Raw genomic sequence first — 25,168 nt, forward strand, 5'->3', positions numbered from 1 at the left:
AAGTAAACATTGTGGGGTTTTGAAAAATGGAATTGGTTTCGATACCGGGTCAAGGGGCCAAAGGGAAAGTCTGGATAGTCGGTGCAGGGCCTGGAGATGTTGAGCTGCTCACCCTCAAAGCTTATCGGGTGTTAAAGCAAGCCGATGCTGTCCTGTACGATGCCCTCGTTAGCCAAGACATCTTAGATTTAATCCCACAAAGCGCTGAAAAAATTGCTGTGGGTAAACGTGCTGGCAAGCATAGTGCTGGGCAAGATGAAATAAATCAGTTACTGGTGACAAAAGCTTACACTCGCAAAAACGTGGTACGCCTTAAAGGTGGTGATCCGTTTATTTTTGGTCGTGGCGGTGAGGAGCTGCAAACCTTAGCAGAAACAGGGGTTGCTTTTGAGGTTGTCCCCGGTATTACTGCTGCTAGTGGCACAGCTGCTTATGCTGGCATTCCATTAACCCACCGAGATTTTGCTCAAGGAGTGACGTTTATTACTGGTCATTGCCAATTACAAAGTCGGCCGATGGACTGGCAAGGTTATGCAAATCCAAATAATACCTTAGTGGTTTATATGGGCATTTTGAACGCAGAGATTATCCGTGATGGATTAATGAGTAGTGGCCGTGATGGTGATACGCCTGTGGCTATTGTTTCTAAGGCGACGACCGCATCTCAACAGCGCTTTATCGGTAAGTTAAGTGAGTTATCGCAGCTGGCTGCAGATCCTGCTTTGCAAATGCCAGCATTGATGATTATCGGTGAGGTGGTGTCATTGGCAGACAGCCTCAATTGGTTTAATCCTCAAGAGTACTCAGCTGCACCAATTCAGTCTCAAGTGGGTATTTAGCGGATTTGATCTTAAGCTATATTTACCGATAATTTTAACCGCATGAATTTAAATGGCGAAGACGACAGTCTTGGCCATTTTTTGTTTTTAGCTGCTCAGGCTTGCCATTAACATGTTCATTTCATACTTATCCCATATTTGTCATTCTTATTGCTTCAAACTTAATTATTATCTCAGTGCTTACCTAGCAAATTTTGATTTCTGTAATTCTTATACAGCTTTTATTGAGATTAATGTGAACTGTGTCTATGTTAAATTGTGATACATGGGGTAGTTCAGCATTGGGTAGCGTTTTGGATGCTGTTTTTTGTGCTTTAGTTCCTGTTTTGAAATTGAATATCGGTCTTGGTTCAAATTTTTGGTCGAATTTAGGTGTTATTAGTACATTTATTTCACAATTTATTAAAAGGTGTGACCTCAATAGCGGATTTAGGTCACAAATCTATTTATTATGTGGTATCTGAATTTTAAAGGTTACAAGTAATGGCTGGATCCTCAAATCAGGTTATAACAATTAAACGGGGCCTCGATGTGCCTATAGCGGGTGAGCCGCAACAAATAATCGACGTCACAGCAAAGCCAACCAGAGTTGCCATATTAGGCGAAGAGTATGTTGGTTTAAAGCCGACTATGTTGGTTGAAGAAGGTGATATCGTTAAAAAAGGCCAAGCGCTTTTTCAAGATAAAAAGATTGCCGGAGTGACCTTTACTGCCCCTGCGAGTGGCGAAGTGATTGCCATAAACAGGGGCGAAAAACGGGTGCTATTATCAGTGGTGATCCGTTGCGAAGGCGATGAAGCCGTGAGTTTTGCTACTAGCGATGATGTTTTGGCATTATCCCGCGAAGCGGTGCAAACCAATCTGGTTAACAGTGGGTTATGGACGGCATTAAGAACCCGCCCTTTCTCAAAAATTCCCGCGTTAGATACTAGGCCATCGGCAATCTTTGTGACCGCCATGGACAGTAATCCGTTAGCGGCCGATCCTCGCGTGATTATCGCTGAGCAGCCACAAGCATTTGCTGTGGGAATGCAGGCACTAACCCGGTTAACCGATGGTAAAGTGATGCTGTGTCATGATCAAGGTGAGGCGTTACCCGGCCATGATTTAGCTCAAGTTGAGTCATATCAATTTGGCGGCGTTCATCCCGCTGGGCTGGTGGGTACTCATATCCATCTGCTGCATCCAGTAAGTGTTGAGCGGGTAGTTTGGCATATTGGCTATCAAGATGTGATTGCCGTTGGCAAGCTGTTTCAAACCGGTGAGCTATTTAATGAGCGAGTGGTGTCATTTGCTGGACCCAATGTGTTAAAACCAAGGTTACTGCGGACCCAATTAGGGGCAGACTTGGGTGAGCTAGTCGAAAATGAAATTGAAGATATTCACTCACGGGTGGTATCGGGCTCCGTACTTTGTGGCCATACCGCAGTTGGGGTTTATAACTATTTAGGTCGTTATCATAATCAAGTTTGTGTACTAACTGAAAACGCCCGTCACGAGTTATTACCTTGGGTGCGCCGTAATAAAGAAAAGTTCTCACTGACAGGTATCATGATGTCAGGTTTTAGCCGTACTAAAAAACTGTTTGATTTTACCACCCATGCAGGTGGCTCTCCTCGTGCGATGATGGCTTTTGGTCAGCTTGCCCGCGTTATGCCTTTGGATATTTTACCGACCTTGTTGGTGAGAGATCTGGTGGTGCGAGATACCGATGAAGCACAGCTATTAGGCGCTTTAGAATTAGATGAAGAAGATTTAGCACTTTGTACCTTTGTTTGTCCCGGAAAGTATGACTTTGGTAAAGAGTTACGTGCTTGCCTAGATATCATCGAGAGGGAAGGTTAATGAGTCAGCAACAAAAGAAACCGGATCATCAAGATCGCTATTATGCTCATGGCGACTCGATGAAAAGTTACTTGCGATCCTTGTGGATTGCTCGTGGCCGCAGTACCAAAGGTAAAGTGCATGTTCGTGATGCCATTGATGTAAAACGTACCATGCATATTGTGGGTATGTGTTTACTGCCCGCCATATTTTTTGGGATGTACAACCTAGGCTTACAAGCGCAAATTGCCATCATGGCTGGGGCAACTCAACCTGAGGCTTGGCAGGCTGGCTTGTTTTCAATGCTGTTTGGCCAGTTAACCGAACAATCAGGTTTTGTCAGCTTAATGGCTTATGGTGCGAGTTATTATGTGCCAATTTACCTAATGACCTTGTTTGTCTGTTTAGTGTGGGAAGTGGTTTTTGCCAAAGTGCGGCGCCAAGAATTACATGAAGGCTTCTTTATTACAGCATTACTGTTTTCTATCATAGTGCCGGTATCGACACCCTTATGGATTATTGCTGTAGGAGTGACCTTTGGGGTTATCGTAGCCAAAGAAATGTTTGGCGGCATGGGTTATAACTTTTTAAACCCAGCGTTAGCCGGTTATGCCTTTATCTATTTTGCCTACCCCACAGAAGTCGCAGCCTTAAGCCAATTTGTTGCTGCTGATGGTTTTTCAGGTGCCACCACCTTAACCCAAGCTGCAGCCAGTCGCGCGAATATGTTTGCCGATGTTAGCTGGATTAGCGCCTTATCAGATCCTGCATGGATAGATGCATTTTTAGGCTTCACTCCAGGCTCTATTGGTGAAACCAGCACCTTAGCTATTTTGATTGGCGGCGGTGTATTGCTGCTAACTCGAGTGGCAGATTGGCGAGTGGTTGCTGGGGTTATGTTCGGCATGATCGCTACAGCAATATTGTTTAACTTAGTTGGACCTGCGAAAAGCTCTATGGCTTCTATGCCGTGGACATGGCATTTAGTTACCGGTGGTTTTGCACTGGGGATGATGTTTATGGCAACCGATCCAGTGACCGCCTCATATACCCGCAGTGGTCGATACGCCTATGGCGCATTAATTGGCTTTATGACGGTGCTGATCCGGGTGTTGAACGTGAAATTGCCTGAAGGGATCATGTTGGCGATATTGTTCGCAAATTTATGGGCGCCATTATTCGATTATCTGGTGGTTCGTGCCAACATTAAACGGAGACTAAAACGCCATGGCCTTTAAGAAAGATAGCATAGCTGGCACGATGATTTTTATCATCAGCCTGAGTTTAGTCTGTTCGTTTATGATCACCGGTACCGCTGAAATTTTAAAAGAACGTAAGCTGGTTAAAAAGCGTGATGAAGTGCAGCAGTTTGTATTACGGGCCGCCAATATTGATATCAGCAGCGGCGATTTTAGGGAATTATTTGAACAAAGAGTAAGCCCTAAAATGGTCAATCTAGAGTCGGGTGAGTTTGTTGATCATGACAATCTACTTGATTTTGATGAGCGTATGGCAGCGATAAACCCAGATACATCATCAAAACCTAAAAAAGATACCGCCAAAATTAAAAGCCGTGCGGATAATATCCGCGTATTTGAAGTCTTTGACGCTAATGGTCAATTATCCAGTGTGGTGATGCCCATTTATGGTAAAGGACTGTGGTCGATGATTTATGGTTATTTAGCCCTTAAGCCTGATTTAAATACCGTTGAGAATATTATTTTCTACGAACACGGTGAAACCCCTGGTATTGCTGATTTTGTAACAGATCCCCAGTGGACTGACTTATGGAAAGGTAAGCAGCTATTTGATGATAAAGGCAAAATTTCCATCAAGGTTATCAAAGGCGGTGCTAAAGCTGGCGATATTCACGGTGTTGATGGCGTTAGTGGCGCAACCCGAACGGGCATGGGCATTCAACGTGCGGTTGAATTTTGGTTTGGTGTAGAAGGTTATCAAACCTTTCTTAACCAGTTTGCCACTACGGAGGCGAAATAATGAGTACGACTATCTCAACTAAACAAATTCTGACCTCACCGATTTTTGCCAATAACCCAGTGGCGATGCAAGTGCTAGGGGTCTGCTCTGCACTGGCTGTGAGTAATTCAATGCAAACCGCATTGGTAATGACACTGGCGGTGACCTTTGTTTTAGTGTGCTCCAATGTGATCATTTCGAGCATTCGCAATTTTATCCCTAGCAGCGTGCGTATTATTGCGCAAATGACGGTGATTGCCTCTTTGGTAATTATCGTTGATATGGTGTTGCAGGACGTGGCTTATGAGCTTTCAAAGCAGTTATCTGTATTTGTCAGTTTGATTATTACCAACTGTATCATCATGGGCCGCGCAGAAGCCTTTGCGATGAAATACCCACCGCATTTGGCATTTGTTGATGCGCTAGGTAATGCCATGGGCTACGGGGTGATTTTATTAAGTGTCGCCTTTGTGCGTGAGCTACTAGGACGCGGAACCTTATTTGGCAAAGAGATATTTACCACTATCGAAAACGGTGGTTGGTATCTTGCCAATGAAATGTTCACCTTGCCACCAAGCGCATTCTTTTTGATCGGCGTGATGATTTGGGCGATCAATGTTGTGCAGCGTAAGAGAGGATAATGGCAATGGAACACTATATTAATTTATTTATTCAAGCGGCCTTTATCGACAACATGGCACTGTCTTTTTTCTTAGGCATGTGTACCTTCCTCGCGGTGTCTAAAAAGGTCTCAACCTCATTTGGTTTGGGCATTGCAGTGATTGTGGTGATGGTATTAGCCGTACCGGTAAATCAGCTGATTTACGTGAATATCCTTGCGCCAGGTGCACTGGCATGGGCAGGCTTCCCTGAGCTTAACTTAAGCTACTTACAGTTAATTACCTTTATTGGGGTGATTGCCGCATTAGTGCAGATTTTGGAGATGTTTTTAGAAAGATACATTCCAACTCTGTATCAATCTTTAGGTATTTTCTTACCGCTACTAACGGTGAACTGTGCCATTTTTGCTGGGGTTATTTTCATGGCCAACCGTGATTATAACTTAGGCGAATCTGTGGTGTTTGCAGCAGGTAGTGCAGTGGGCTGGGCGATGGCCATTGTCTTACTCGCCGGGCTGCGTGAACGGATGAAATTTCATGCTATCCCACTAGGGCTGCAAGGAATTGGCATTACCTTTATTACTACAGGTTTAATGGCATTAGGTTTTATGTCATTTGCTGGCATCACTTTGTAAGGCGTGAAAATGCAAACAAATTTGAATTCGCTTATAGATGACTCACTCATGCTTGAATCAGTGGTTTTGGTAAAACTGACCCATGAGACTGCTTGTTATCAGCAACTGTTGAGAAGGTGCATTTAATGGAAATGGCAATTGGCATAGGCATGTTTACCATAGTGGTAAGTTTGCTGGTAATGATAATTTTATTCGCCAAAAGCAAATTGGTGGGTACGGGTGATGTCACCATCGGCATTAATGGTGATGCAGACAAAAGTGTGTGCACACCTGCTGGTGATAAACTGCTTGGCGCACTGGCGAGCAACAGTATTTTTATTCCATCGGCCTGTGGCGGTGGCGGCACCTGTGGCCAATGTCGGGTCACAGTGAAATCAGGTGGCGGTGATATCTTAGCCACAGAGCTTGACCACATCACCAAAAAAGAAGCCAAAGAAGGCTGCCGGTTAGCGTGTCAGGTTGCGGTGCGAACCGACATGGAACTAGAAGTGGATGAAGAGATCTTTGGGGTTAAAAAGTGGCAATGTGAGGTAGTTTCTAATGACAACCAAGCGACCTTTATTAAAGAGCTGCTGCTGAAAGTCCCTGAAGGGGAGGATGTTCATTTCAAAGCCGGTGGTTATATTCAAATTGAAGCCCCTGCCCATGAGGTGAAATACGCTGATTTTGATATTCCTGAGCAATATCGTGATGACTGGGATAAGTACGACTTATTTAGCCTAGTTTCAACCGTTGATGAAGATGTATTGCGTGCTTATTCAATGGCGAACTACCCTGATGAAAAAGGCACCATCATGCTGAATGTGCGTATTGCTACGCCGCCAAGCAATGATTTACCACCAGGGCAAATGTCGTCATATATCTTTAATCTAAAGACTGGCGACAAGGTAACTATTTCAGGGCCCTTCGGTGAGTTTTTTGTCAAAGAAACAGACGCAGAAATGGTGTTTGTTGGTGGTGGTGCAGGTATGGCGCCGATGCGTTCGCATATTTTTGATCAACTTAAGAGTAAGCAAACAAAACGTAAAATGTCATTTTGGTATGGAGCGCGTTCAGCGCGAGAGATTTTTTATCAAGATGATTTTGATACCTTAGCGGCTGAAAATGACAACTTTGAATGGCATGTAGCTTTGTCAGAGCCTTTAGCTGAAGATAACTGGACCGGCTATACCGGCTTTATTCATACGGTATTATTGGAAAACTATCTTAAAAATCATAAAGCGCCAGAAGATTGTGAGTTCTACATGTGTGGCCCTCCAATCATGAACTCCTCTGTGATCAGCATGCTAGAAAGCTTAGGTGTTGAAGAAGAAAATATCTTGCTAGATGACTTTGGTGGCTAGTGTTTAGTTTGAAAGGCTTGGCGTTAATTAAAGATAAACAAGCTAACTAAAAATGAGCTACTAAAAGTAAGTTTTCAAAAATAAAAAAAGCTGAAACCTAGGTTTCAGCTTTTTTATATCGCAATGTGTGAATTATCCTAGAGGAATAATACCATCAACTTTAATCACTAATGAACAAGAACCAACGTTTGTCCAGTCAACATCCGATGGAGTAAAGTCTTCTCCAGCACCAAGTCCTGGAACTTCAGTAACCCAGTCAAATCCTTTTAGTGCTGTACGCTCGTAATCAATAGTACCTAAAATTCGAGCACCCATATTACGATCAGGCTTACTTGATAGCATTGGTGAGTATTCGTAATATGCCAATCGAACGTCACCATGCATAACTGCATTATAACAAGTGTTATTCTTACCAATATTCATCGAGGCGTAATAGTTACCATTATCTTCTAGTTTCATGCCGTAGCCGAAAATAGCAACATTAGGCAATTCAACTTCTTCAGTTGTTTCTTCATCAGTAAATTTACTAACAGTGGAAATTAATTTAGAACCCATTTGGTTATTAAAGCCGTTTAGTTTGTACTCTTTACCGTCGTTAGGGTACATGTCTTTAATAAATTCACGATTTTCTAAACCACAAGCTGTTTTCAATGTCTTAGCGGTATTTTCACCACTTTCTGTGGCTTCTACCCACTCGTAGTTGTAAATACTACCATTGAGTCTTTGTGCTAAATAGTCAGCGTTTAGGAATGAAGAGCTGCCGTAGTAGAAAGAACCCGATGCCCCAGTTTTTCCATCAACGAGACTGTCGTCTGGTTCAGGTTGTGGGAACGTTGGATCCTGTGGATTACCCGGATCAACAGGTGGTGTTTCATTGTGGCCATCATGACAATTACTACAACTTCCAAAATTTCCATGAGGAATCTCAACGGGATCATCATTGTCGTAAGTGTGGCAACTAGAACACTCATTAGCTGCCATCGCTGAAGCAAAGGCGGACATTTGCGGAGCTTCTTCTGCTGGCGCATTCGGGTCAATATAATCAAACATTACGCCTTCTTCAGCGCATTGTTGGTTGAAAGTAGAAATGTAGCCTACTGCTTTATCCTGAAGTTCTTCAGTTTTAGTTGTTAAATTAGCATTGTCTTCTGCTAATGATTCATTTTTTGAACTTAATTCTGTATTTTGAGAGTTTAATTCAGCATTTTTTTGTTCAAGCTGTTTTATTTGGCTTTCAAGCCCAGATGTATCTTTATCATCATCACTACAGGCAGTCATACCTAATACAGCAATACATAATACACTTAGTTTAAATTTATTCTTCATCATTTTTCCTGTTAATAGTTTAAAACTATTCTTTAATATATTTTTCAAAGCTTTCTGAATGGTGAGTAATCAACTCTCCAAACTTATCCTCAATGATCATGATTGGGATATTGTGTTCATTGGCAACAGCCAATGATTCCTCAACAGTGAGCACCATAAAGGCGGTAGCCAATGCATCAGCTGTCATAGAATTTTTTTCAATTACCGTGACTGAAACAACGGTATGAGATACGGGTTTTCCTGTTCTAGGGTCAATTAAATGCGAGTAGTAGTGGCCATTTTTTTCGAAATATTTACGGTAGTTCCCCGATGTCGCGACGGCGGAGTCCCCAGGGGTGATAATTTCCATTTGTCCTGTTGAATAAGCAAAGGGTTTATCAACTCCCACCTTCCAAGCCTGTTGGCTAGCATTTAATCCCTTAATTCTTAACTCCCCGCCAATATCAACTAGATAGTCATGAATATCATTGCGTTCCAATACGTCAGCTACGACATCGACACCGTAACCTTTTGCTATAGCTGAAAGGTCAATTTTTAGATTGGCCGCGTTTTTTGTGAGATACTGATTCTTAAGGGTTATATTGCTAATTCCGGTGGATTTTATGGCTGCTTCGATTGCTTGTTCTGATGGTAAGTCAGTGACTTGGCCATCAGGGCCAAACCCCCATAAATTAACTAAAGGCCCAACTGTGATATCCAGTGCATTATTAGTGAGTTGAGCAACATGAATAGCATTAGTTATGACGTGATTCATGTCATAACTAATGCGTATGGGTGTAGCTTTAGGTGAGTTGTTTATTTTATTGATTTCAGAGTCTTTACGCCAAGTTGACATTGATTGATTCACATCATCTAGACGTTGTTCTATTTGACTTCTAATATCAGCCATTCTTTTTGCAGATATTTTAGTTTCTAACCAAGTAACTTTATATTTATTACCCATAGTCTCTCCCCGAAGGCTTTTCATATCCTGGGCAGATGCAACTGAATTTATAATGATATAAGTAAATAGAAAGATAGAAATGTTAAAAATTATTTTTTTCATAATGTAGTAATCTAAAAATTAGATTTATAGATTACATTGTCATGAAGGGATGTAAACTTTACTACTACTTTTATTATTCGGGTTTGAGATTGAAGTCATATTTATTCTAAAGTTATATTACAGGTCAATTTATATATTCATTAATTAGTATATGCTTAACTATTATATATTTTAATGAAGAAGAGTTTTTATTATTAATAATAACTTTTATAACAGGGGTAATTGTGAACTACTCGCCAGAAATACAATAAGAACTAAGTTTTTTGTATTTTTACTGTTGACGTTTTTAAATTCTATTTTCTGCATAATTAATTTCTATAATATGCAATTCTGTCGTTGTTTTTATCACACAAAGCTAACATTGATTTTGATATATCCAAGACACGCCGCAAACGCATCCATGTGGGCTTTGCGAAAACAAATAACATCCATGTTAAACGGCCAGTTCGGCATCCATGCCTCTCGCTCAGAGCGTTTCACACTGTGAAACTTCGCCATGTTTTGGTCATATTTGTTCCCGACAAATAATGACATTCCCGCCATCCTTGGCAGTCAGAAGTTCGCTGCTGCATCTACACTGGGATTATTGCTTCTTCGATTTGACTGTATTCGTGCCAAATAAAAGATTAAAAAGATATAAAGCTAAAAATCCAAAAGACTCAATTTGAATTGAGGACGTTGAAGAAAATAGCGTGATGCTCACATGGATGTGAGCATAGCTTTCGCGGTGCAGGGATGCACCATCGGAAGCGTTAGCATTTTCGAATAAGTCTGAAGTTAACAACAAACGAAGTTAAAAGCTGGATCAATCCCCATCGAAAACTATGCGCTTTTCAGCATTTTTCGTTAGGGGCGGCAGGGTGATCCAAGAGGGTATTGCTGTTGATACCCTTTTGGTCGGGTGTGGGTGGAAAACCCACGACGTTAATCCAAACGGAGTTTGGAAATACACAAAGGAAACTTACAGTCTAAATCTGGTGTGGGCGAAGCGCCACGACGTTAATCCAAACGGAGTTTGGAAATATTTAAAAAAATAAATCAGGTGTGAACGAAGCGCCACGATGTTAATCCAAACGAAGTTTGGAAATACAGTGTGAAATCCAGAGTTCTAAATCTGATGTAATTTAAACCAACACTTGTTTAAGCACTCTTTGCCAGTTGCCACCGAGGAAACGATCTCGGTCGCTCGACTTATAACGGGCTTTGGCCAGTGCATCGTCAATACGGTTCATTCTGTCGATATGGTTAAATTCTGGGATCACCACATGCTCTGGCGTATGGTCAAAGCCTAATACATTTTTATCAGCAAGACTTTGCCACCAACCCAGGTATTGTTTAACCCCTTCAGCGTTATTGTTATTTAACGCCAGTAAGTTTTCTTGCCCTCGAAGCGGAAAGTCATTGGCAATGGCTACTGCATCCATGCCGCCCAGTCTAGCGACCCTATCAAGTTGACGAATATAATCATCAATGGTCGGCACAGGCTTATTGGTGAGCCAAAAGCTCATCATGAAAATACCAAACACACCGCCAGTGTCGGCAATAGCGCGGATCACTTCATCGGGTGAACAGCGAGCATTATTGACGATGGAGCGCACAGCGCCATGGCTTTGCACTATGGGTTTAGTGGAGACTTTAGCGGTATCCAGTGCGGTTTGCGGACTTGAGTGACTGACATCGATAAGAATATTGCGACGATTAAGCTCGGCGATTAATGCCTTACCATCAGCGGTCAGTGGCTTATTGAGGCTTTGAAAGCCATCATTGTCTAATGCGCCACCGGCAAAGCGGTTGCCGTAGTGGTGGGTTAATTGCAGCACCCGTAAACCATGTTGGTGAAATTGGTCTAGTTGTGGCCAAGGCTTATCGCCACTGTTAGCGTTATCGGCATCGGCTTCAACACAGTCAGCGCCTTGGATTTGAAAGTACACCGCGGTGCGCTGCTCATTTCGGGCTTTGGCAATGTCGTTGCCTGTTAGCCCTTGTAATAACACTGATGGGTTATCATCGACCACTTTTTTAGCCTGTTTTATACTTTCAATACAGGCTTGGTAGGTGCGTTTGTAATTGGTGGTGCCATCGGGCTGTGTAATAGGTTCGATAGCGGAGATATCACAGATGTAAGCATCAAGTTTTGATTCGCGAACATCTGCTAGGTTTTCGGGCAGAAATGATAAACCATCAATATAGAGGCGCTTTTTGGAGGCGGCAAACACAGAAGTGCTATACAGCGGGCAAAGTAAGCTGGTTGCAGCGATCCCTTTAAGTAGGGTTCTTCTGTTTTGGTTACAAGCGCTTTCAGACATTGTTATTCCTTTTAACGCTCGTAATCATTATTGATTAGTTTGCGGCGTATTGCTTAATAGCATTGGCGAGTGCGGTAAGCCCATTGGTACGAGAGGGGCTTAATTGGCCGCTAAGTCCTAATTGTTCAAAATACTCAGTTAAGTCAAATGCACTAATGGCGGCACTGGTTTTTGTATGAGTTGCATATAACAGTATAGCAATTAGACCCTTAACTATACGTGAATCACTGTCGGCACAAAAAAAATGTTTGCCATCAATCGCTTTATGGTAAAGCCACGCTTGGCTTTCGCAGCCTTTTACTTGGGCTGACTCTAGCTTAAAGGCATCATCAAGTGTCGGTAGGGCTTTACCAACCAGCATGATTTGACGGTATTTATCTTGCCAGTTGCTTGCTGACTCAATCGCGCTGACGGCTTGTGCGACCTTATTATCTAGCGATTTAAAACAGTGCTCTTGGGGTTGTGGTAATTGGTTAGTCATTTTCTCAATTTACTATCAGGTGGTGGAGAGTATTTGCAGCTATAAAGCTAAGGTTAAAAAGCCTGGCTAAAACATCAGGCTATAACTTAAGGCTATAACAGTAGATCTTTAACATTACCCAGCGCCGCGATAAACAGGTCAATGTCTTGCTTATTAGTATAGAGGCCAATGGATGCTCGGCAACAACCTTTAATGTTTAACTGCTGCATTAATGGCATGGCGCAGTGGTGGCCACAACGAACGGCTATGCCTTGTTGATCAAGTAGTATCCCAACATCTTGATGATGCTCTTGTGCCAAGTTAAACGCAACCACGCCAATATTATGCGGCGTTGCACCAATAAGGGTTATATCGCCTAAGTTTCTGAGTTCATTTTGCAAATAGTTCAGTAAGCTTTGCTCATGGGCCAGTAACTCAGCTTTTGGCAGTCCATTGATAAAACTAATTGCTGCGCCTAAACCGATAACCGCTGAAATCGCTGGGGTGCCCGCTTCTAATTTATTGGGCAGTTCCCCAAAGGTGGTAGCTTCAAAACTCACCGACTTTATCATTTCGCCGCCTGTTAGCAGCGGTTCAAGCTTATCGAGCTCGGCATAACGGCCGTATAAGATCCCAACGCCAGTGGGGCCATACATTTTATGGCCTGAAAACACATAAAAGTCGCAGTTAATTTGTTGTACATCGACATCGATATGGGCGATGGCCTGAGCGCCATCAACAAGAGTGAGTGCACCTACTTGCTGGGCAAGCTCAACTAATTGGCTGACATCATTTACCGACCCCAGCGCATTGGTCACATGGCTTATGGCCACAAGCTTAGGTTTTAAACTAAGCAGTGCTGAATAAGCGTTGATATCAATGGATAAATGCTCGTTCAGTGGAATGGGTTTAACCACAGCGCCGGTATTTTTGGCTAATTGTTGCCATGGTACTAAGTTGGCGTGATGGGCGGCGCTATCAACTAAAATAATATCATTAGCTTTAAGCTGTTTGCTTAAGCCTGCAGCGACCATGTTGATAGATTCAGTGGTGCCGTGAGTGAAAATAACTTCTTCAGTTTGGCTAGCATTAATAAATTGCTTAACTTGATGACGAACGTGTTCATAGTTGGCTGTGGCTCTGGCTGATAACTGATGGGCGGCGCGATGCACATTAGCGTTATCATGCTGATAATACTGAGTCATTGCCTCAATGACACTAACAGGCTTTTGGCTGGTGGCTGCCGTGTCTAAATAACACAATGGATTATCATCTAGCTGTTGATCCAATATTGGAAACTGAGATCGGATCGCTTGGTGATCAAAGGTATTATTAATTAAAACGGTATCCACAGGCACTGTCATTGAAAGCTCGTTAAGTTAATGATGAATCGCTGAAGTTATCGCTTCAGCATAAGAAAAGCGCTACGATCTTCATAGATTGTAGCGCTTATTGCAAGCATCAATATGCTGATTGGCAAAAGGTCTTATTAACCCCTGTTATTCACACTTGTTATGGGCAAGGCAAGCGATAAAGGTTAGACAGCTCGTTGATGCGGCCAATAAGCTCTGCGGACAAACTAACATCAAGGCTATCGATATTTTCTTTTAACTGTTCAAGATTGGTAGCGCCAATAATGTTTGAAGCGACAAAGCGTCTTGAATTAACAAAGGCTAAGGCCATTTGGGTTGGCGACAAACCAAACTCACGGGCTAAATCCACATAAGCTTGAGTAGCTTCAATTGCCATTGCTGTGCTGTTATAGCGGGCAAAGCGCTTAAATAACGTTAATCTGGCGTTTTCAGGCCACTGATTATTTTCATATTTACCTGTTAATGCGCCAAAAGCTAAAGGTGAGTAGGCCAGCAAAGGCAATTCTTCACGGTGGCTGATTTCAGACATGCCCACCTCAAAGCTGCGATTAAGCAAACTATAAGGATTTTGCACACTGACGATGCGGGGTAAGCCATGCTTTTCAGCTAATCGAAGGTATTGCATTAAGCCCCAAGGGGTTTCATTGGACACGCCGATATAGCGCACTTTTCCTTGGCGGATGACTTCAGCTAATGCTTCTAAGGTTTCTAAAATAGGGGTTTGATGTTCATCATCCAGTTGGTCGTAAAGTAGCTCACCGAAGTAATTACAGTGTCTATCAGGCCAGTGCAGCTGATATAAGTCGATGGTATCAACCTGTAATCGTTCAAGTGATGCATCAACTGCTTGGTGGATGTTGACCCAATCTAAGGCCATGTTTGGTCTAACAAAATCACTTTTAGGGCCTGCGGCTGACACTTTTGATGCAATGACTAAATTATCGCGATTACCTCTTTGTTTAAGGTAGTGACCAATAATGCGCTCAGTTTCACCTTGGGTGTCAGCACTGGGTGGCACAGGATACATTTCAGCGGTATCAATAAAGTTAATTCCACGACCAATGGCGTAATCCATTTGTGCAAAAGCTTGGGCTTGGGTATTTTGTTCGCCCCATGTCATGGTACCAAGACAAATCTTGCTAACATCAAGGCTAGAATGCGCTATGCGTTGATATTCCATTTAATTCTCCTATGGAAACGAGTTACTTCGAAGTTAGCAATCTTTATCCATAAAACAAAGTAACTTATTCCTATGGGTAAACTAATTGTTGAAAAATTCAGCATTCATAAAAGGCGCCATCGCTAAAATAATCGCTTGGGTGTAAATGCTTTCGCGGGTTGCTAAGCCGTGAGTGAGTAATCCAATTGCGCCGCCTTTTTGCTTAATGTTGTGGGTATTAAAGAGTTTATCCATTACATGGCCCAGCTCTTCACCTTGCTCTAGCGCTTGGTAAACTTGAGTGGGTAATGGCAGTAGCGCGCTGCGACCAACTGATAGTTGTTGCTTATGAATGATGGCCATATAAGCAAATGTCGCAGGGCCATGGTCAAAATTATCAACACCGCCTTCCATCGCGATAAAAAAGTCAGCTTCTTGGGCATTTGATTGGTATTGCGACTGGCAAAACTGGGCGCGATTAATGGCCCCTAATTTGGTTTCTGCATCTGTCATGGGTTGTTCGGCCACTAACGAGGGCGCATGCATGCCGCTGCAATTGATTTTACGATCAGGAAAATACTGACTGATGGCCACTTTGGCGGCATTGATTTTTACGGGGTTATTTGAGCCGACAATAATCGTTAATGGTGCTTGAGGCATAAATTAGTATCCAAGTTTTACTGAACAGTTGGTGATTTTGCTACGTCATACGCTAAACTGGTGCGCATTGAGTATCTTAAGCGATTTTATAGAGAAGTCATTATGGCGAAGAAGTTTTATGTGGTTTGGGCAGGGCGTGAGACCGGCATTTTTACCAGTTGGGATTATACCAAGAAGCAGGTGGATAAATTTCCCCAAGCAAAATACAAATCTTTCCCGACTGAAGCAGAGGCTAAAGCGGCATTTGGCGCATCGGCAAGTAAAAGTATAGGTAAAGCGGCTTTTAGCGCGAAAAGTAAAGCTAGCACTGCGACTAAAACAACATCGACCAGCAAAGCTAAGATTGATTTATCCACTCATGAGGTGATGATATTCACTGATGGCGGCTGTGAGCCCAACCCTGGTAAAGCGGGCTCAGGCATGGCGATTTACCGTAATGGCGCAGTCGCTGAGTTGTGGTTTGGTTTATATAATCCCAATGGCACCAATAATAGCGCCGAATTGAATGCGCTTTATCAAGCGATATTAGTGGCACAAAAGGCCATTAAGGCTAATCAAACGGTTAAAATACTCAGTGACTCCCAATATTCGATTAATTGCATCACTAATTGGGCTTATGGCTGGAAGTCAAAAGGCTGGAAACGCAAGACTGCCGGTGATATCGCCAATCTTGAAGTCATTAAGCAGGCTCATGAACTTTATGATGCCATTAAAGATGATATGGAGATTGAACACGTTGCCGCTCATGTGGGGATTGAAGGCAATGAATTGGCCGACCGTATGTCGATTTATGCCATTGATCAAAAACTGACTGGGTTTGTCAAATATGACAAGGCGCTGGATGTCGCCGCCATATTAAGTTTAAGAACGGGCTAGCGATATTGTTATATCGTATATAACTTCAGTTGAGTCGAATTTACCGCTGTAAAAATGTAAATTCGACGCTTTGCTGGGTGAATATTAACTTTGCTTTTAGCTTACTTATCTATTTCCAGCTAACTTTCTTTTTCAAGCTAATCTTCTATTTCAAGCTAACCTTCTCGTTTCCCTTTCGACAGTGATAAGGCTATTTTATCATCGAAAAACCTTGAGTTACTTGATTGAAATAGTCAAGTATTCACTAGGTTATTAGTGTTTAAACCCCTTTGGCTTGTGACTTTGCAGTACATTCGCAGTTGAACATTTGTATCTAATGTTGGCAATTAAATTAATTGTTGTTAATGAAGCTGTATTAGTAACCAAGTTAATATTTGATCATGCGCACATTGCGCCTCTCTTATTGCTGTGTGGGATCAAAAAAATGAACTAGGTCACTATTCTCAAATAAGAACACTGTATTCTCCGCGCCAAATTAGTTACCTCAAAGGTTATTCCATGCAAAGAGATTCAATCAGTGCGCAGGATGTTGCTGTAGCAACTCAAGGTGAGCAAACTCAAGTTAAAGGCTGGAGTCGTCAAGATACCACTTGGATGTTAAGTCTATTTGGCACCGCTGTTGGCGCCGGTATTTTGTTTTTACCTATTAACGCGGGTATGGGCGGTTTTTGGCCTTTAGTCATGATGGCCGTTTTTATTGGACCTATGACTTACCTTGCTCATCGCGGTTTATCTCGCTTTGTGTGCTCTTCTAAGAATCCGGGTAGTGATATTACTCAAGTGGTAGAAGAGCACTTTGGCGTTAATGCGGGTAAAGCGATCACGCTGTTATACTTCTTTGCTATTTTTCCTATTGTGCTTATCTATGGTGTTGGTATTACTAACACAGTTGATAGCTTTATTGTTCACCAGCTTGGCTTTGCCTCACCGCCACGTTTTTTATTATCGGCATTACTTATTATTGGCATGATGTCAGTGATGGTTGCGGGTGAAAAATTCATGCTGAAAGTGACGCAATTTTTAGTCTACCCACTGGTTGCGATTTTGGCATTTATGTCATTTTACTTAATTCCTGACTGGAAAATGGATGCTTTGCAAGTGGTGCCATCGGCAGGTGAGTTTTTTGGTACTGTTTGGTTAACTATTCCAGTATTGATCTTTGCTTTTAACCATTCTCCTGCAATTTCACAATTCTCTGTGTCACTTAAGCGTGAGCATGGCAACAATGCAGCTAAAAAAGCAGATGTGATTTTACGTAACACCTCAATGATGCTTGTAGGCTTCGTGATGCTGTTCGTGTTCTCTTGTGTTTTATCATTAAGCCCAGCGCAACTTGCTGAAGCAAAGAGTGAAAACTTAGCTATTTTGTCTTACTTAGCCAATGTTCACTCAAGTGGTTTTGTGAGCTACTTTGGCCCTATTATTGCGTTTATTGCGATTATTTCTTCTTTCTTTGGCCACTACTTAGGGGCGACTGAAGGTTTAAAAGGCATGATCACTAAGCAATTACGTAGCAGTAATAAAGAAGTATCAGAGGCTAAGCTAAATAAATTCATTTTGGCTTTCATGTTCTTCAGCATCTGGATTGTTGCGGTTATTAACCCAAGCATTTTAGGCATGATTGAAGCGTTGGGCGGTCCGATTATTGCTGCAATCCTTTATCTAATGCCTATGTATGCTGTCCATAAAGTACCTGCGCTAAAAGCTTACCGTGGCCGCATTAGTAATGTGTTTGTGGTTATTGCTGGTTTACTGGCTATGACAGCGATTCTATTTGGCTTAATGAGCTAAATTAATTCAAGTTTTGCTGTAGTAGAGGAGTATCTTTGATGCTCCTCTTTTCTGTTTTATCTTTGCTGTTTTAGTGTGTTGTTTTGGTCCAAGTGAATTAAGTTAACTCAACTGATTAACTACAATCGATGTTGATTTGACATGATAGCCAAAACCGCGCGCTTAGATACAAAAGTGTTGAGGTACATCTATGTTTAGTGCATTTGAAATCTTTAAGATTGGTATTGGGCCATCAAGCTCGCATACCGTAGGCCCAATGAAAGCGGCTAATCGGTTTGTTGATGATTTAATTGAACAAGGGCAGCTAACACAAATTACTAAATTTACCGTGGATGTTTATGGTTCTCTTTCACTAACGGGAAAGGGTCATCATACTGATATCGCTATTATTATGGGTTTAGCCGGTAATGAGCCTGAAACTGTGGATATTGAAGCTATTGAACATTTCATTGCTCAAGTGGCTAAAACCGAAGAAATTATCATTGGTGATGCGATTCATCATGTGGCGTTCCCTACTGATGCATTAGTGTTTCATCCTGAAACGCTGCCATTACATGAAAATGCGATGAAGTTGCATGCTTGGATTGGTGATGAGCGTGTTTACTCAAATACCTACTATTCAATCGGTGGTGGCTTTATTGTTGATGAAGCTGAGTTTAATCAAATACACTCTAATGGGGTAAAAGTACCTTATCACTTTAATTTTGCTGATGAACTCATGGCGCACTGCAAAGAGTCAGGTTTAAGCATCAGCGGTTTGATGAAGCAAAATGAGCTGTGTTTTCGCACTGAAGAAGAGATGTACACTGGCTTTAGTTTAGTATGGAAAACCATGCAAAACGCCATTGAAAAGGGCTGTCATACTGAAGGGGTGTTAGCGGGGCCGCTAAAAGTGTCACGTCGAGCGCCAGCGTTACATCGTGAGTTATTACGCTGTGAGCGTTTAAGTAATGATCCAATGGAAATAATTGATTGGGTTAACTTATTTGCCTTAGCTGTGAGCGAAGAAAATGCTGCTGGTGGCCGCGTGGTGACGTCACCAACCAATGGCGCTGCTGGGATTATTCCTGCGGTATTAGCTTACTATAATAAGTTTATTCAAAAGGTTGGCCCTAAAGAATGCAGTCGTTATTTTTTAGCAGCAGCGGCAGTCGGCTCGCTTTATAAACGTAATGCGTCAATCTCTGGTGCTGAAGTGGGCTGTCAGGGTGAAGTGGGTGTGGCGTGTTCTATGGCGGCGGCGGGCTTAGCTGAGTTAATGGGCGGCTCACCTTCACAAGTGTGTATGGCGGCTGAAATTGGCATGGAGCATAACCTTGGCTTAACTTGCGATCCAGTCGCAGGTCAAGTGCAGGTGCCTTGTATTGAGCGTAATGCCATAGCATCGGTTAAAGCGATTAATGCCTCACGTATGGCGCTTCGTCGTAATTCAGAGCCTAGAGTAAGCTTAGATAAAGTGATCGCGACTATGTATGAGACTGGCAAAGACATGCACTCTAAATACCGTGAAACCAGTCAGGGTGGCTTAGCCATTAAAGTGACTAACCTTTGTGCTTAATTTTTAGTTTGAGATAACAGCTTGAACTCAATAAAAAAGGCTTTCATTTGAAAGCCTTTTTTATTGAGATTTTTTGATAGTTGACGCTGATTAGTGAGCTTCTGGAAGCTGTTCAAACATCAAATAATGGCTTTGCTCCATGCCGAGTGCCTTATAGGTTTGCTGAGCGGCATGATTATCATGCTCTACATATAATCTGAAACTGGCCGCGCCACCCATGTCCTCAGCCATTGCTTTAACTTGCTGATAAAGTTTGCCATATATTCCTTGGCGGCGGTTTTGCGGGCGTATATACACACTTTGGATCCAGCAATAGTTAGTTGCGCGCCAATCACTCCATTCAAGGGTGACCATTAATGAACCCACGATGTCACCATCTATCTCAGCCACTAAATAAAAGCCTTTTTCTGGGCTGCTTAGCATAGTGCTCACCCCTTTAGTGAGCTGTTCATTATCCAAGTGAAGCTGCTCAGTTTCCATTGCCATGGCTTGGTTAAATTCAACTAATGCTGATAAATCTGATAGTTGGCCTTTTCTTATTTTCATTGTGGCTCCTTGATATAAAAATAGTGCTAATTTTTATTCGACTAAAGTCTAAGCTGCTATGCTTAATAATTATACTTGTTTTGTTTTTGGGGGCAGTTATGGCAAAGCCACATGCTCAATGTCAATCAGGATTAAATTCTACGGTTCAGGCTAATAAAGCTGTCAGCTCATCGATTTACCGACGCTATCAATTTAGGGTTAGGCGATATTTTAGCCACCCTAATAGGATTCACTTAGCTCATGCTACTACAGTCAGATCGCTTACACAGCCTTCGATTAATCATTTGTTGCATTTTTTGCTCACCATAGTCACCTTTGGCTGTTGGGGCATGGTCTGGTGGTGGTTAATCTTAAAATCACGTGGCGAGGGCAATAATTTTCTCGCGGGATTTGATGATGATTACTGGAGTTACTTAATTGAAAGGGAGCGACCTCCGGCAGCACTTTATACTCTAAAGGTCGGTACTGATGAGGCTGAAACTGTTTTTGAAGCTTAATGCGCTTAAACCCTGTAATTTATAGTGTATAGACCTTATAAGGTGACCTAGATCATCTAATGTAGTTGAGGTGTCATGCTAGTATGCGTCGCCGATTTTTATCGTGATATATGCCACCTTTAGCGGTGCATTCGTTAGTCATATCATAAGCAGCGTACTTAATTACTCAACTATCAATTTTACAGGGTTTTAAATCATGTCAAAACATGCTCCTTCACTTCTTGGTCGGGCCTGGTCTCGCTGGATGTCAGTTCCTTTGTGGTTACAAATCCTCATAGGTATGGTGCTAGGTATTATTACTGGGGTAAGCCTAGGTGAAGATGCCAACTATTTAAAACCCATTGGTACTTTGTTTGTAAATACCATCAAAATGTTAATTATTCCTTTGGTATTTTGCTCGCTCATTGTTGGTGTGACCTCGATGCAGGATACGGCGAAAATGGGCCGAATTGGCTTTAAGTCTTTTGCCTTTTATTTAGGTACCACTTCGATTGCTATCAGTATTGGCCTGCTTGTCGGTTATATCATGCAGCCTGGTGCAGGTCTTGGTCTTAAAGGGGCAGCAGCTGCAGCCGATGTAAAGCAAGCGCCAAGCTTAATGGATACCTTGATTAATATTGTGCCGACTAACCCTGTCGCGGCACTAGCCAGTGGTCAAATTCTGCAGGTAATTGTATTTGCTGTGGCATTAGGTATTTCACTGGTGTTAATCGGCGAGCGTGGCAAGCCTGCGATTAAGCTATTTGAAAGCTTAGCAGAAGCCATGTACAAGCTGACTGACATGGTGATGAAGTTAGCACCTTATGGCGTGTTTGGCCTGATGGCTTGGGTTGCAGGTGAGTATGGCTTAGAGATGTTGTTGCCGCTAATTAAAGTCATTGTAGCGGTTTATTTGGGGTGTGCATTACATATTCTTGGTTTTTACAGCTTAGTATTAACTGTGTTTGGCAAACTCAATCCGCTGCAGTTTTTTAAAGGCATTGCTAATGCGATGGCGGTGGCATTTACCACTTCAAGTTCAGCAGGAACCCTGCCTGCGAGCATGAAGTGTGCCAGTGAAAACTTAGGTGTGAATAAAAAGATTTCAAGCTTTGTATTGCCACTGGGAACCACCATTAATATGGATGGCACAGCGCTTTATCAGGGCGTGACTGCGTTATTTGTTGCTCAGGCATTTGGGGTGGATTTAACTTGGGTTGAATACATAACGATTATTCTTACCGCGACTTTAGCCTCAATTGGCACTGCGGGTGTGCCTGGCGCTGGTTTAGTGATGTTGACCTTGGTGTTAACAACGGTAGGCTTACCACTTGAAGGTGTGGCAATTATTGCCGGTATCGACCGAATATTAGATATGGCGCGAACAGTGGTTAACGTTTCAGGAGACTTAGTGGCAACGACTATGATTGCTCGCTCTGAAGATGAACTTGATGTTGAGCATTATAATGCGGATATGGAGCAGTCTGCGATGATTGTGCAGCAGGCAGAAACTGAATTACAACAAACTGAGTCACAGGTAAAAATACCTAGCTAGCATCATGCTGTGAGCGATTGATACAAAAAGAGTGAAGCCATGGCTTCACTCTTTTTTTGTTTAATCGCAAGCTAATCTTGGTTAGCCAATACCAATAAGGTGGCGCCATCTTGAGATTTTAGTAATAGCTTACCCGATTTCGCTTGTTTGATATTGGTGACTAACGTCATTGCTTTCATAATACTTTGCTCTTGCTGCATCAATACTTCAACACAGGCCATTCTGGTAGTGCCTGCAGGCGTTAAGCTTAGCTTATCTTGTTGCTGGCTATAATCACCAAAGAAGCGGTTACAGCTGTTGTTGCCAGATAATTTACCTTCTTCAGCAAAGGTAATTTGTGCAGGGCTATTATCAATCACAGGATTTGATAGCGCGGTTTCAATATGCCAACTGCCAAGTAGATTGACTTGTTCAACTGGAGGCGGCGCACTTTGACAAGCACTGAGTCCAAAAATAATACAACACGCGCCGAGGAGAGGTTTGAACATGAGAGGCATTTCCAAATAGGGTCGTTAATAGCCATAGTATATACTGAGTCACATTGATTTTTTCATCTTGAATAATAATTAATGATAATTTACTGATTTTATTACCGCCTTATTTAATCAATAAATGTTAAATCAGCCGAATCTGCCCGATAAGGCGATACAATAAGGCTATTAGCCAAAAAGAGTGAGTTTAATGAGTAACATTTTTAAAATTTTGCATGCAGTTGGATTGATTTTTGTCGCCGTCGGCGCTGGTTTGTATTTATTCACTGAAGTGGCTAGTCAAGTCTCTGGCATGTTAGTCGTGGCGTGTTTAATTGGGCTTGGGTTTGTCATCATGGCGCCTTATCCGGTAGCCCTGGTTTTTAGTTGGGCGCAAAAACAAGCCGTAAACTCAACTGATGATGAGCAAGATAAATGAAAGTTAGTTATCGATTAGCCCAACGAGATGATGCCGCTGAAATTGCTCAGCTTGAGCTAACTCATATGCATGATGAGCTAGGGGCAAATGGACAGGGGATGGCAGGGCAACACTTTTCGGAGCCGCAAATTACCAGCTTAATTAATCAAGGCTGGATAATGCTGGCTTGCTGCGATAGCAAGATTATTGGTTATGTTATTGCTGGCCCTTGGTCCCTATTTAAATCTTGGTCTATCTATCAAGCGATATTAAAGCGCTTACCCAGTATCGAAATGGGTTATAGCCGTTTATCTGAGAGTAACAGTTGCCAATATGGTCCTATTTGGATCCATAGTAATCATCGCGGCCAAGGTATTTTTGAACAACTGGTTAGTCAGTTAGCAAGGCATGTAGGCAAAAAGCTACCTTATATGGTCACCTTCATTGCTGAAGATAATGCATTATCTTTTGCCGCACATACCCGTAAGGCATCGATGGAAGTGGTCGATTATTTTGGCTTTCAGCAGCGTGATTATTATTTACTGGTGTTAGCTAATTAGTATCGTACTCTCATCGAAAAAGACATCAAGATGAGGTTTAAGAGGTCACTATGGAACAAAATACAACTCAGCTGTTTAATGAGTTATTTGCATCTTATTTGTCGTTAAGACTATCAGCATTCGAGAATTTAAAAATTGTAGTGGGTGTGCTTGCGGCTAATGATTTGGATTGTGAAGCATTTGAGCTTAATAAGCAGCCGACAACCAGCGGGAATGCTCAGTCAATATATGCAGTAAAATGGCAAGACCAATGGATTTTATGCGGGCGTTCAAATGGTTATCAAGAGCAAATTGTGCTGAGTACTGACAATCACCTACTTGATACTGACAATGGTCGAGTGATGAATGTACCAGTTTTATCATTACAGCAGATTTCCTTTATGTGTGTCGAAACTGCGCATTTTGATCACTGTTAACGAAACGATTATTAACGCGAAGTTTTTAACAAGCGGTTGCTTTTAAACTATTTTCTAGAAGAAAGTTGAGTCTGCAGCTGCATTAGCACCAATGGTTTTTGTGGTGAATGATGTTTTAGATAAAGTTGTTGAATATCATTTGTCGCCAGTTTTACCTCATTGAAGCCATGCTCTTGATAAAGTTGGGTTAAATGGGGTAAGGAAAATACAAAACATTGCTCGCATTTTAGTTTTTCAGCAATGAATGCTAGCAATGTATGGGCAAGTCCACCGCCTCTATACTCACTAGCAACGACAAGGCCGGTTACCAACTGATATTGGCCAATGGGCTTTATTCTTACTACCGCAATAATACTATTGTCAGGATTATTGCGACTCTTTCCTTTAGCAATAGCGGCACTAGAAACTGTATTAACAGGTTCATTCATTTCTTTATCAATATTCGACTGCTGTAACTGAGTATCTTGAGCCATGATCACCGCTATATCTTCTTTCATTGTTGGCTTTGAATAAGGCATCTGTTGTTTGTAAAACTGTTTCAGCATTGACCAGCACTTTTGTTGCCCGGCTGTCATCGCTGGTGCTATTGACGTTTTGAATTGAGTGACATCATCAAATAACCATTGGGTTTTACGCATTAAATTTTTACCTATTGAGTATGTAGAGCGATAAAGTTCTGAAAGGTGAAAGCTCATTCTTTTGTTATTGGATGGCACAATTTTAATGTTTAATTGATGGCTTAGATAGAAAAGACTCGCTTCATTACTCCCTTGTTAGAATTGAGCAATTGTCATTCTGAACAGCGGTTTGATATCTTGCAAAGGAGTTTCATCTTTAACCGATCAAAATGTGTTGGGTTAACATATTTTTAAAACCTATACAGCGTACATACCTGACATAGTACTGTTAAAGTTGAATGTGATTTACCCTATTAA

Annotated in this window: 25 protein-coding genes and 1 pseudogene; 15 read left to right on the plus strand and 11 right to left on the minus strand. The window is 42.0% G+C overall.

From position 1 onward, the window contains the following. The first annotated feature begins 26 nt into the window (after positions 1–26). The 7 genes from cobA to nqrF all read left to right on the plus strand — a co-directional run bounded on the left by cobA (position 27) and on the right by nqrF (position 7,238). Entirely contained in the window at positions 27–839 is an 813-nt protein-coding gene (cobA, locus tag Q4557_RS08260; protein WP_303412026.1) for a uroporphyrinogen-III C-methyltransferase, read from the plus strand. Between the two features lie 483 nt (positions 840–1,322). Next, on the plus strand, positions 1,323–2,684 hold the full coding sequence (locus Q4557_RS08265) for a Na(+)-translocating NADH-quinone reductase subunit A (RefSeq protein ID WP_102438455.1): 1,362 nt from the start codon (positions 1,323–1,325) through the stop codon (positions 2,682–2,684). After that, entirely contained in the window at positions 2,684–3,901 is a 1,218-nt protein-coding gene (locus Q4557_RS08270) for an NADH:ubiquinone reductase (Na(+)-transporting) subunit B (RefSeq protein ID WP_303412029.1), read from the plus strand. The genes Q4557_RS08265 and Q4557_RS08270 overlap by 1 nt, the downstream gene beginning before the upstream one ends. After that, complete coding sequence (locus Q4557_RS08275; protein WP_102438459.1) at positions 3,891–4,661, plus strand: Na(+)-translocating NADH-quinone reductase subunit C; 771 nt, start codon at positions 3,891–3,893, stop codon at positions 4,659–4,661. Before Q4557_RS08270 ends, Q4557_RS08275 begins: the two co-directional genes overlap by 11 nt. Next, a complete protein-coding gene (locus Q4557_RS08280) occupies positions 4,661–5,281 on the plus strand; it encodes an NADH:ubiquinone reductase (Na(+)-transporting) subunit D (protein WP_076540771.1) in 621 nt (206 codons plus the stop codon). The genes Q4557_RS08275 and Q4557_RS08280 overlap by 1 nt, the downstream gene beginning before the upstream one ends. Before the next feature lie 5 nt (positions 5,282–5,286). Next, positions 5,287–5,895, plus strand: coding sequence for an NADH:ubiquinone reductase (Na(+)-transporting) subunit E (nqrE, locus tag Q4557_RS08285; RefSeq protein WP_076540866.1), 609 nt, complete (start codon positions 5,287–5,289; stop codon positions 5,893–5,895). 125 nt (positions 5,896–6,020) lie between these two features. Beyond that, complete coding sequence (nqrF, locus tag Q4557_RS08290) at positions 6,021–7,238, plus strand: NADH:ubiquinone reductase (Na(+)-transporting) subunit F (protein ID WP_102438461.1); 1,218 nt, start codon at positions 6,021–6,023, stop codon at positions 7,236–7,238. Positions 7,239–7,370: 132 nt separating this feature from the next. Here the strand turns inward: nqrF and Q4557_RS08295 are convergent, their stop codons facing one another. From Q4557_RS08295 to yjjX, 8 genes are all read right to left on the minus strand, one after another. Further along, on the minus strand, positions 7,371–8,567 hold the full coding sequence (locus Q4557_RS08295; protein WP_303412033.1) for a hypothetical protein: 1,197 nt from the start codon (positions 8,565–8,567) through the stop codon (positions 7,371–7,373). Between the two features lie 22 nt (positions 8,568–8,589). Next, a complete protein-coding gene (locus Q4557_RS08300; RefSeq protein WP_303412035.1) occupies positions 8,590–9,507 on the minus strand; it encodes an FAD:protein FMN transferase in 918 nt (305 codons plus the stop codon). A 447-nt stretch (positions 9,508–9,954) separates the two neighbouring features. After that, complete coding sequence (locus tag Q4557_RS08305) at positions 9,955–10,143, minus strand: hypothetical protein (protein WP_303412037.1); 189 nt, start codon at positions 10,141–10,143, stop codon at positions 9,955–9,957. A gap of 590 nt (positions 10,144–10,733) precedes the next feature. Next, positions 10,734–11,915, minus strand: a complete 1,182-nt coding sequence (locus Q4557_RS08310; protein ID WP_303412039.1) for a membrane dipeptidase — start codon at positions 11,913–11,915, stop codon at positions 10,734–10,736. 34 nt (positions 11,916–11,949) lie between these two features. Next, a complete protein-coding gene (locus Q4557_RS08315; protein WP_303412040.1) occupies positions 11,950–12,396 on the minus strand; it encodes a SufE family protein in 447 nt (148 codons plus the stop codon). A 92-nt stretch (positions 12,397–12,488) separates the two neighbouring features. Continuing rightward, a complete protein-coding gene (locus Q4557_RS08320) occupies positions 12,489–13,739 on the minus strand; it encodes a cysteine desulfurase (RefSeq protein WP_303412041.1) in 1,251 nt (416 codons plus the stop codon). Between the two features lie 148 nt (positions 13,740–13,887). Beyond that, positions 13,888–14,928 carry an NADP(H)-dependent aldo-keto reductase gene (locus Q4557_RS08325; protein WP_102439721.1) on the minus strand — a complete coding sequence of 347 codons (1,041 nt, stop codon included), beginning with the start codon at positions 14,926–14,928 and terminating at the stop codon, positions 13,888–13,890. 81 nt (positions 14,929–15,009) lie between these two features. Beyond that, positions 15,010–15,567 carry an inosine/xanthosine triphosphatase gene (gene yjjX, locus Q4557_RS08330; protein ID WP_303412042.1) on the minus strand — a complete coding sequence of 186 codons (558 nt, stop codon included), beginning with the start codon at positions 15,565–15,567 and terminating at the stop codon, positions 15,010–15,012. Positions 15,568–15,669: 102 nt separating this feature from the next. On the opposite strand from yjjX, the gene Q4557_RS08335 reads away from it, so the two are divergent. From Q4557_RS08335 to Q4557_RS08345, 3 genes are all read left to right on the plus strand, one after another. Then, positions 15,670–16,443, plus strand: coding sequence for a ribonuclease H family protein (locus Q4557_RS08335; protein WP_102439719.1), 774 nt, complete (start codon positions 15,670–15,672; stop codon positions 16,441–16,443). A 498-nt stretch (positions 16,444–16,941) separates the two neighbouring features. Further along, positions 16,942–18,234, plus strand: coding sequence for a serine/threonine transporter (locus tag Q4557_RS08340; protein WP_102439718.1), 1,293 nt, complete (start codon positions 16,942–16,944; stop codon positions 18,232–18,234). Positions 18,235–18,424: 190 nt separating this feature from the next. Further along, complete coding sequence (locus tag Q4557_RS08345) at positions 18,425–19,792, plus strand: L-serine ammonia-lyase (protein WP_303412043.1); 1,368 nt, start codon at positions 18,425–18,427, stop codon at positions 19,790–19,792. Positions 19,793–19,882: 90 nt separating this feature from the next. Here the strand turns inward: Q4557_RS08345 and Q4557_RS08350 are convergent, their stop codons facing one another. Further along, positions 19,883–20,338 (minus strand): GNAT family N-acetyltransferase, encoded by a 456-nt coding sequence (locus tag Q4557_RS08350; RefSeq protein WP_102439716.1) that lies wholly within the window; start codon positions 20,336–20,338, stop codon positions 19,883–19,885. A 275-nt stretch (positions 20,339–20,613) separates the two neighbouring features. On the opposite strand from Q4557_RS08350, the pseudogene Q4557_RS08355 reads away from it, so the two are divergent. Further along, positions 20,614–20,835, plus strand: a pseudogene (locus Q4557_RS08355) (hypothetical protein); the annotation flags it as partial. A gap of 196 nt (positions 20,836–21,031) precedes the next feature. After that, entirely contained in the window at positions 21,032–22,369 is a 1,338-nt protein-coding gene (locus Q4557_RS08360) for a dicarboxylate/amino acid:cation symporter (RefSeq protein WP_102439714.1), read from the plus strand. A gap of 71 nt (positions 22,370–22,440) precedes the next feature. On the opposite strand, the gene Q4557_RS08365 is transcribed toward Q4557_RS08360, so the two are convergent. Continuing rightward, positions 22,441–22,857: an META domain-containing protein gene (locus tag Q4557_RS08365; protein WP_303412048.1), complete on the minus strand. Its 417-nt coding sequence runs from the start codon at positions 22,855–22,857 to the stop codon at positions 22,441–22,443. A 193-nt stretch (positions 22,858–23,050) separates the two neighbouring features. Here Q4557_RS08365 and Q4557_RS08370 point away from each other — a divergent pair, with 193 nt between their 5' ends. From Q4557_RS08370 to Q4557_RS08380, 3 genes are read left to right on the plus strand one after another with little or no spacing between them, the layout of a single operon-like run. Next, complete coding sequence (locus Q4557_RS08370) at positions 23,051–23,278, plus strand: hypothetical protein (RefSeq protein WP_102439712.1); 228 nt, start codon at positions 23,051–23,053, stop codon at positions 23,276–23,278. Further along, the gene (locus tag Q4557_RS08375; protein WP_102439711.1) at positions 23,275–23,817 is read left to right on the plus strand and encodes a GNAT family N-acetyltransferase; all 543 of its coding nucleotides are present in this window, start codon (positions 23,275–23,277) and stop codon (positions 23,815–23,817) included. Before Q4557_RS08370 ends, Q4557_RS08375 begins: the two co-directional genes overlap by 4 nt. Before the next feature lie 50 nt (positions 23,818–23,867). Then, positions 23,868–24,233: a hypothetical protein gene (locus Q4557_RS08380; protein ID WP_102439710.1), complete on the plus strand. Its 366-nt coding sequence runs from the start codon at positions 23,868–23,870 to the stop codon at positions 24,231–24,233. Positions 24,234–24,280: 47 nt separating this feature from the next. Here Q4557_RS08380 and Q4557_RS08385 read toward each other — a convergent pair whose 3' ends face one another. Continuing rightward, the gene (locus tag Q4557_RS08385) at positions 24,281–24,871 is read right to left on the minus strand and encodes a GNAT family N-acetyltransferase (protein WP_157936101.1); all 591 of its coding nucleotides are present in this window, start codon (positions 24,869–24,871) and stop codon (positions 24,281–24,283) included. Positions 24,872–25,168: the final 297 nt, after the last annotated feature.

Source organism: Shewanella sp. 5_MG-2023 (genome assembly GCF_030547465.1).
GTDB lineage: Bacteria > Pseudomonadota > Gammaproteobacteria > Enterobacterales > Shewanellaceae > Shewanella.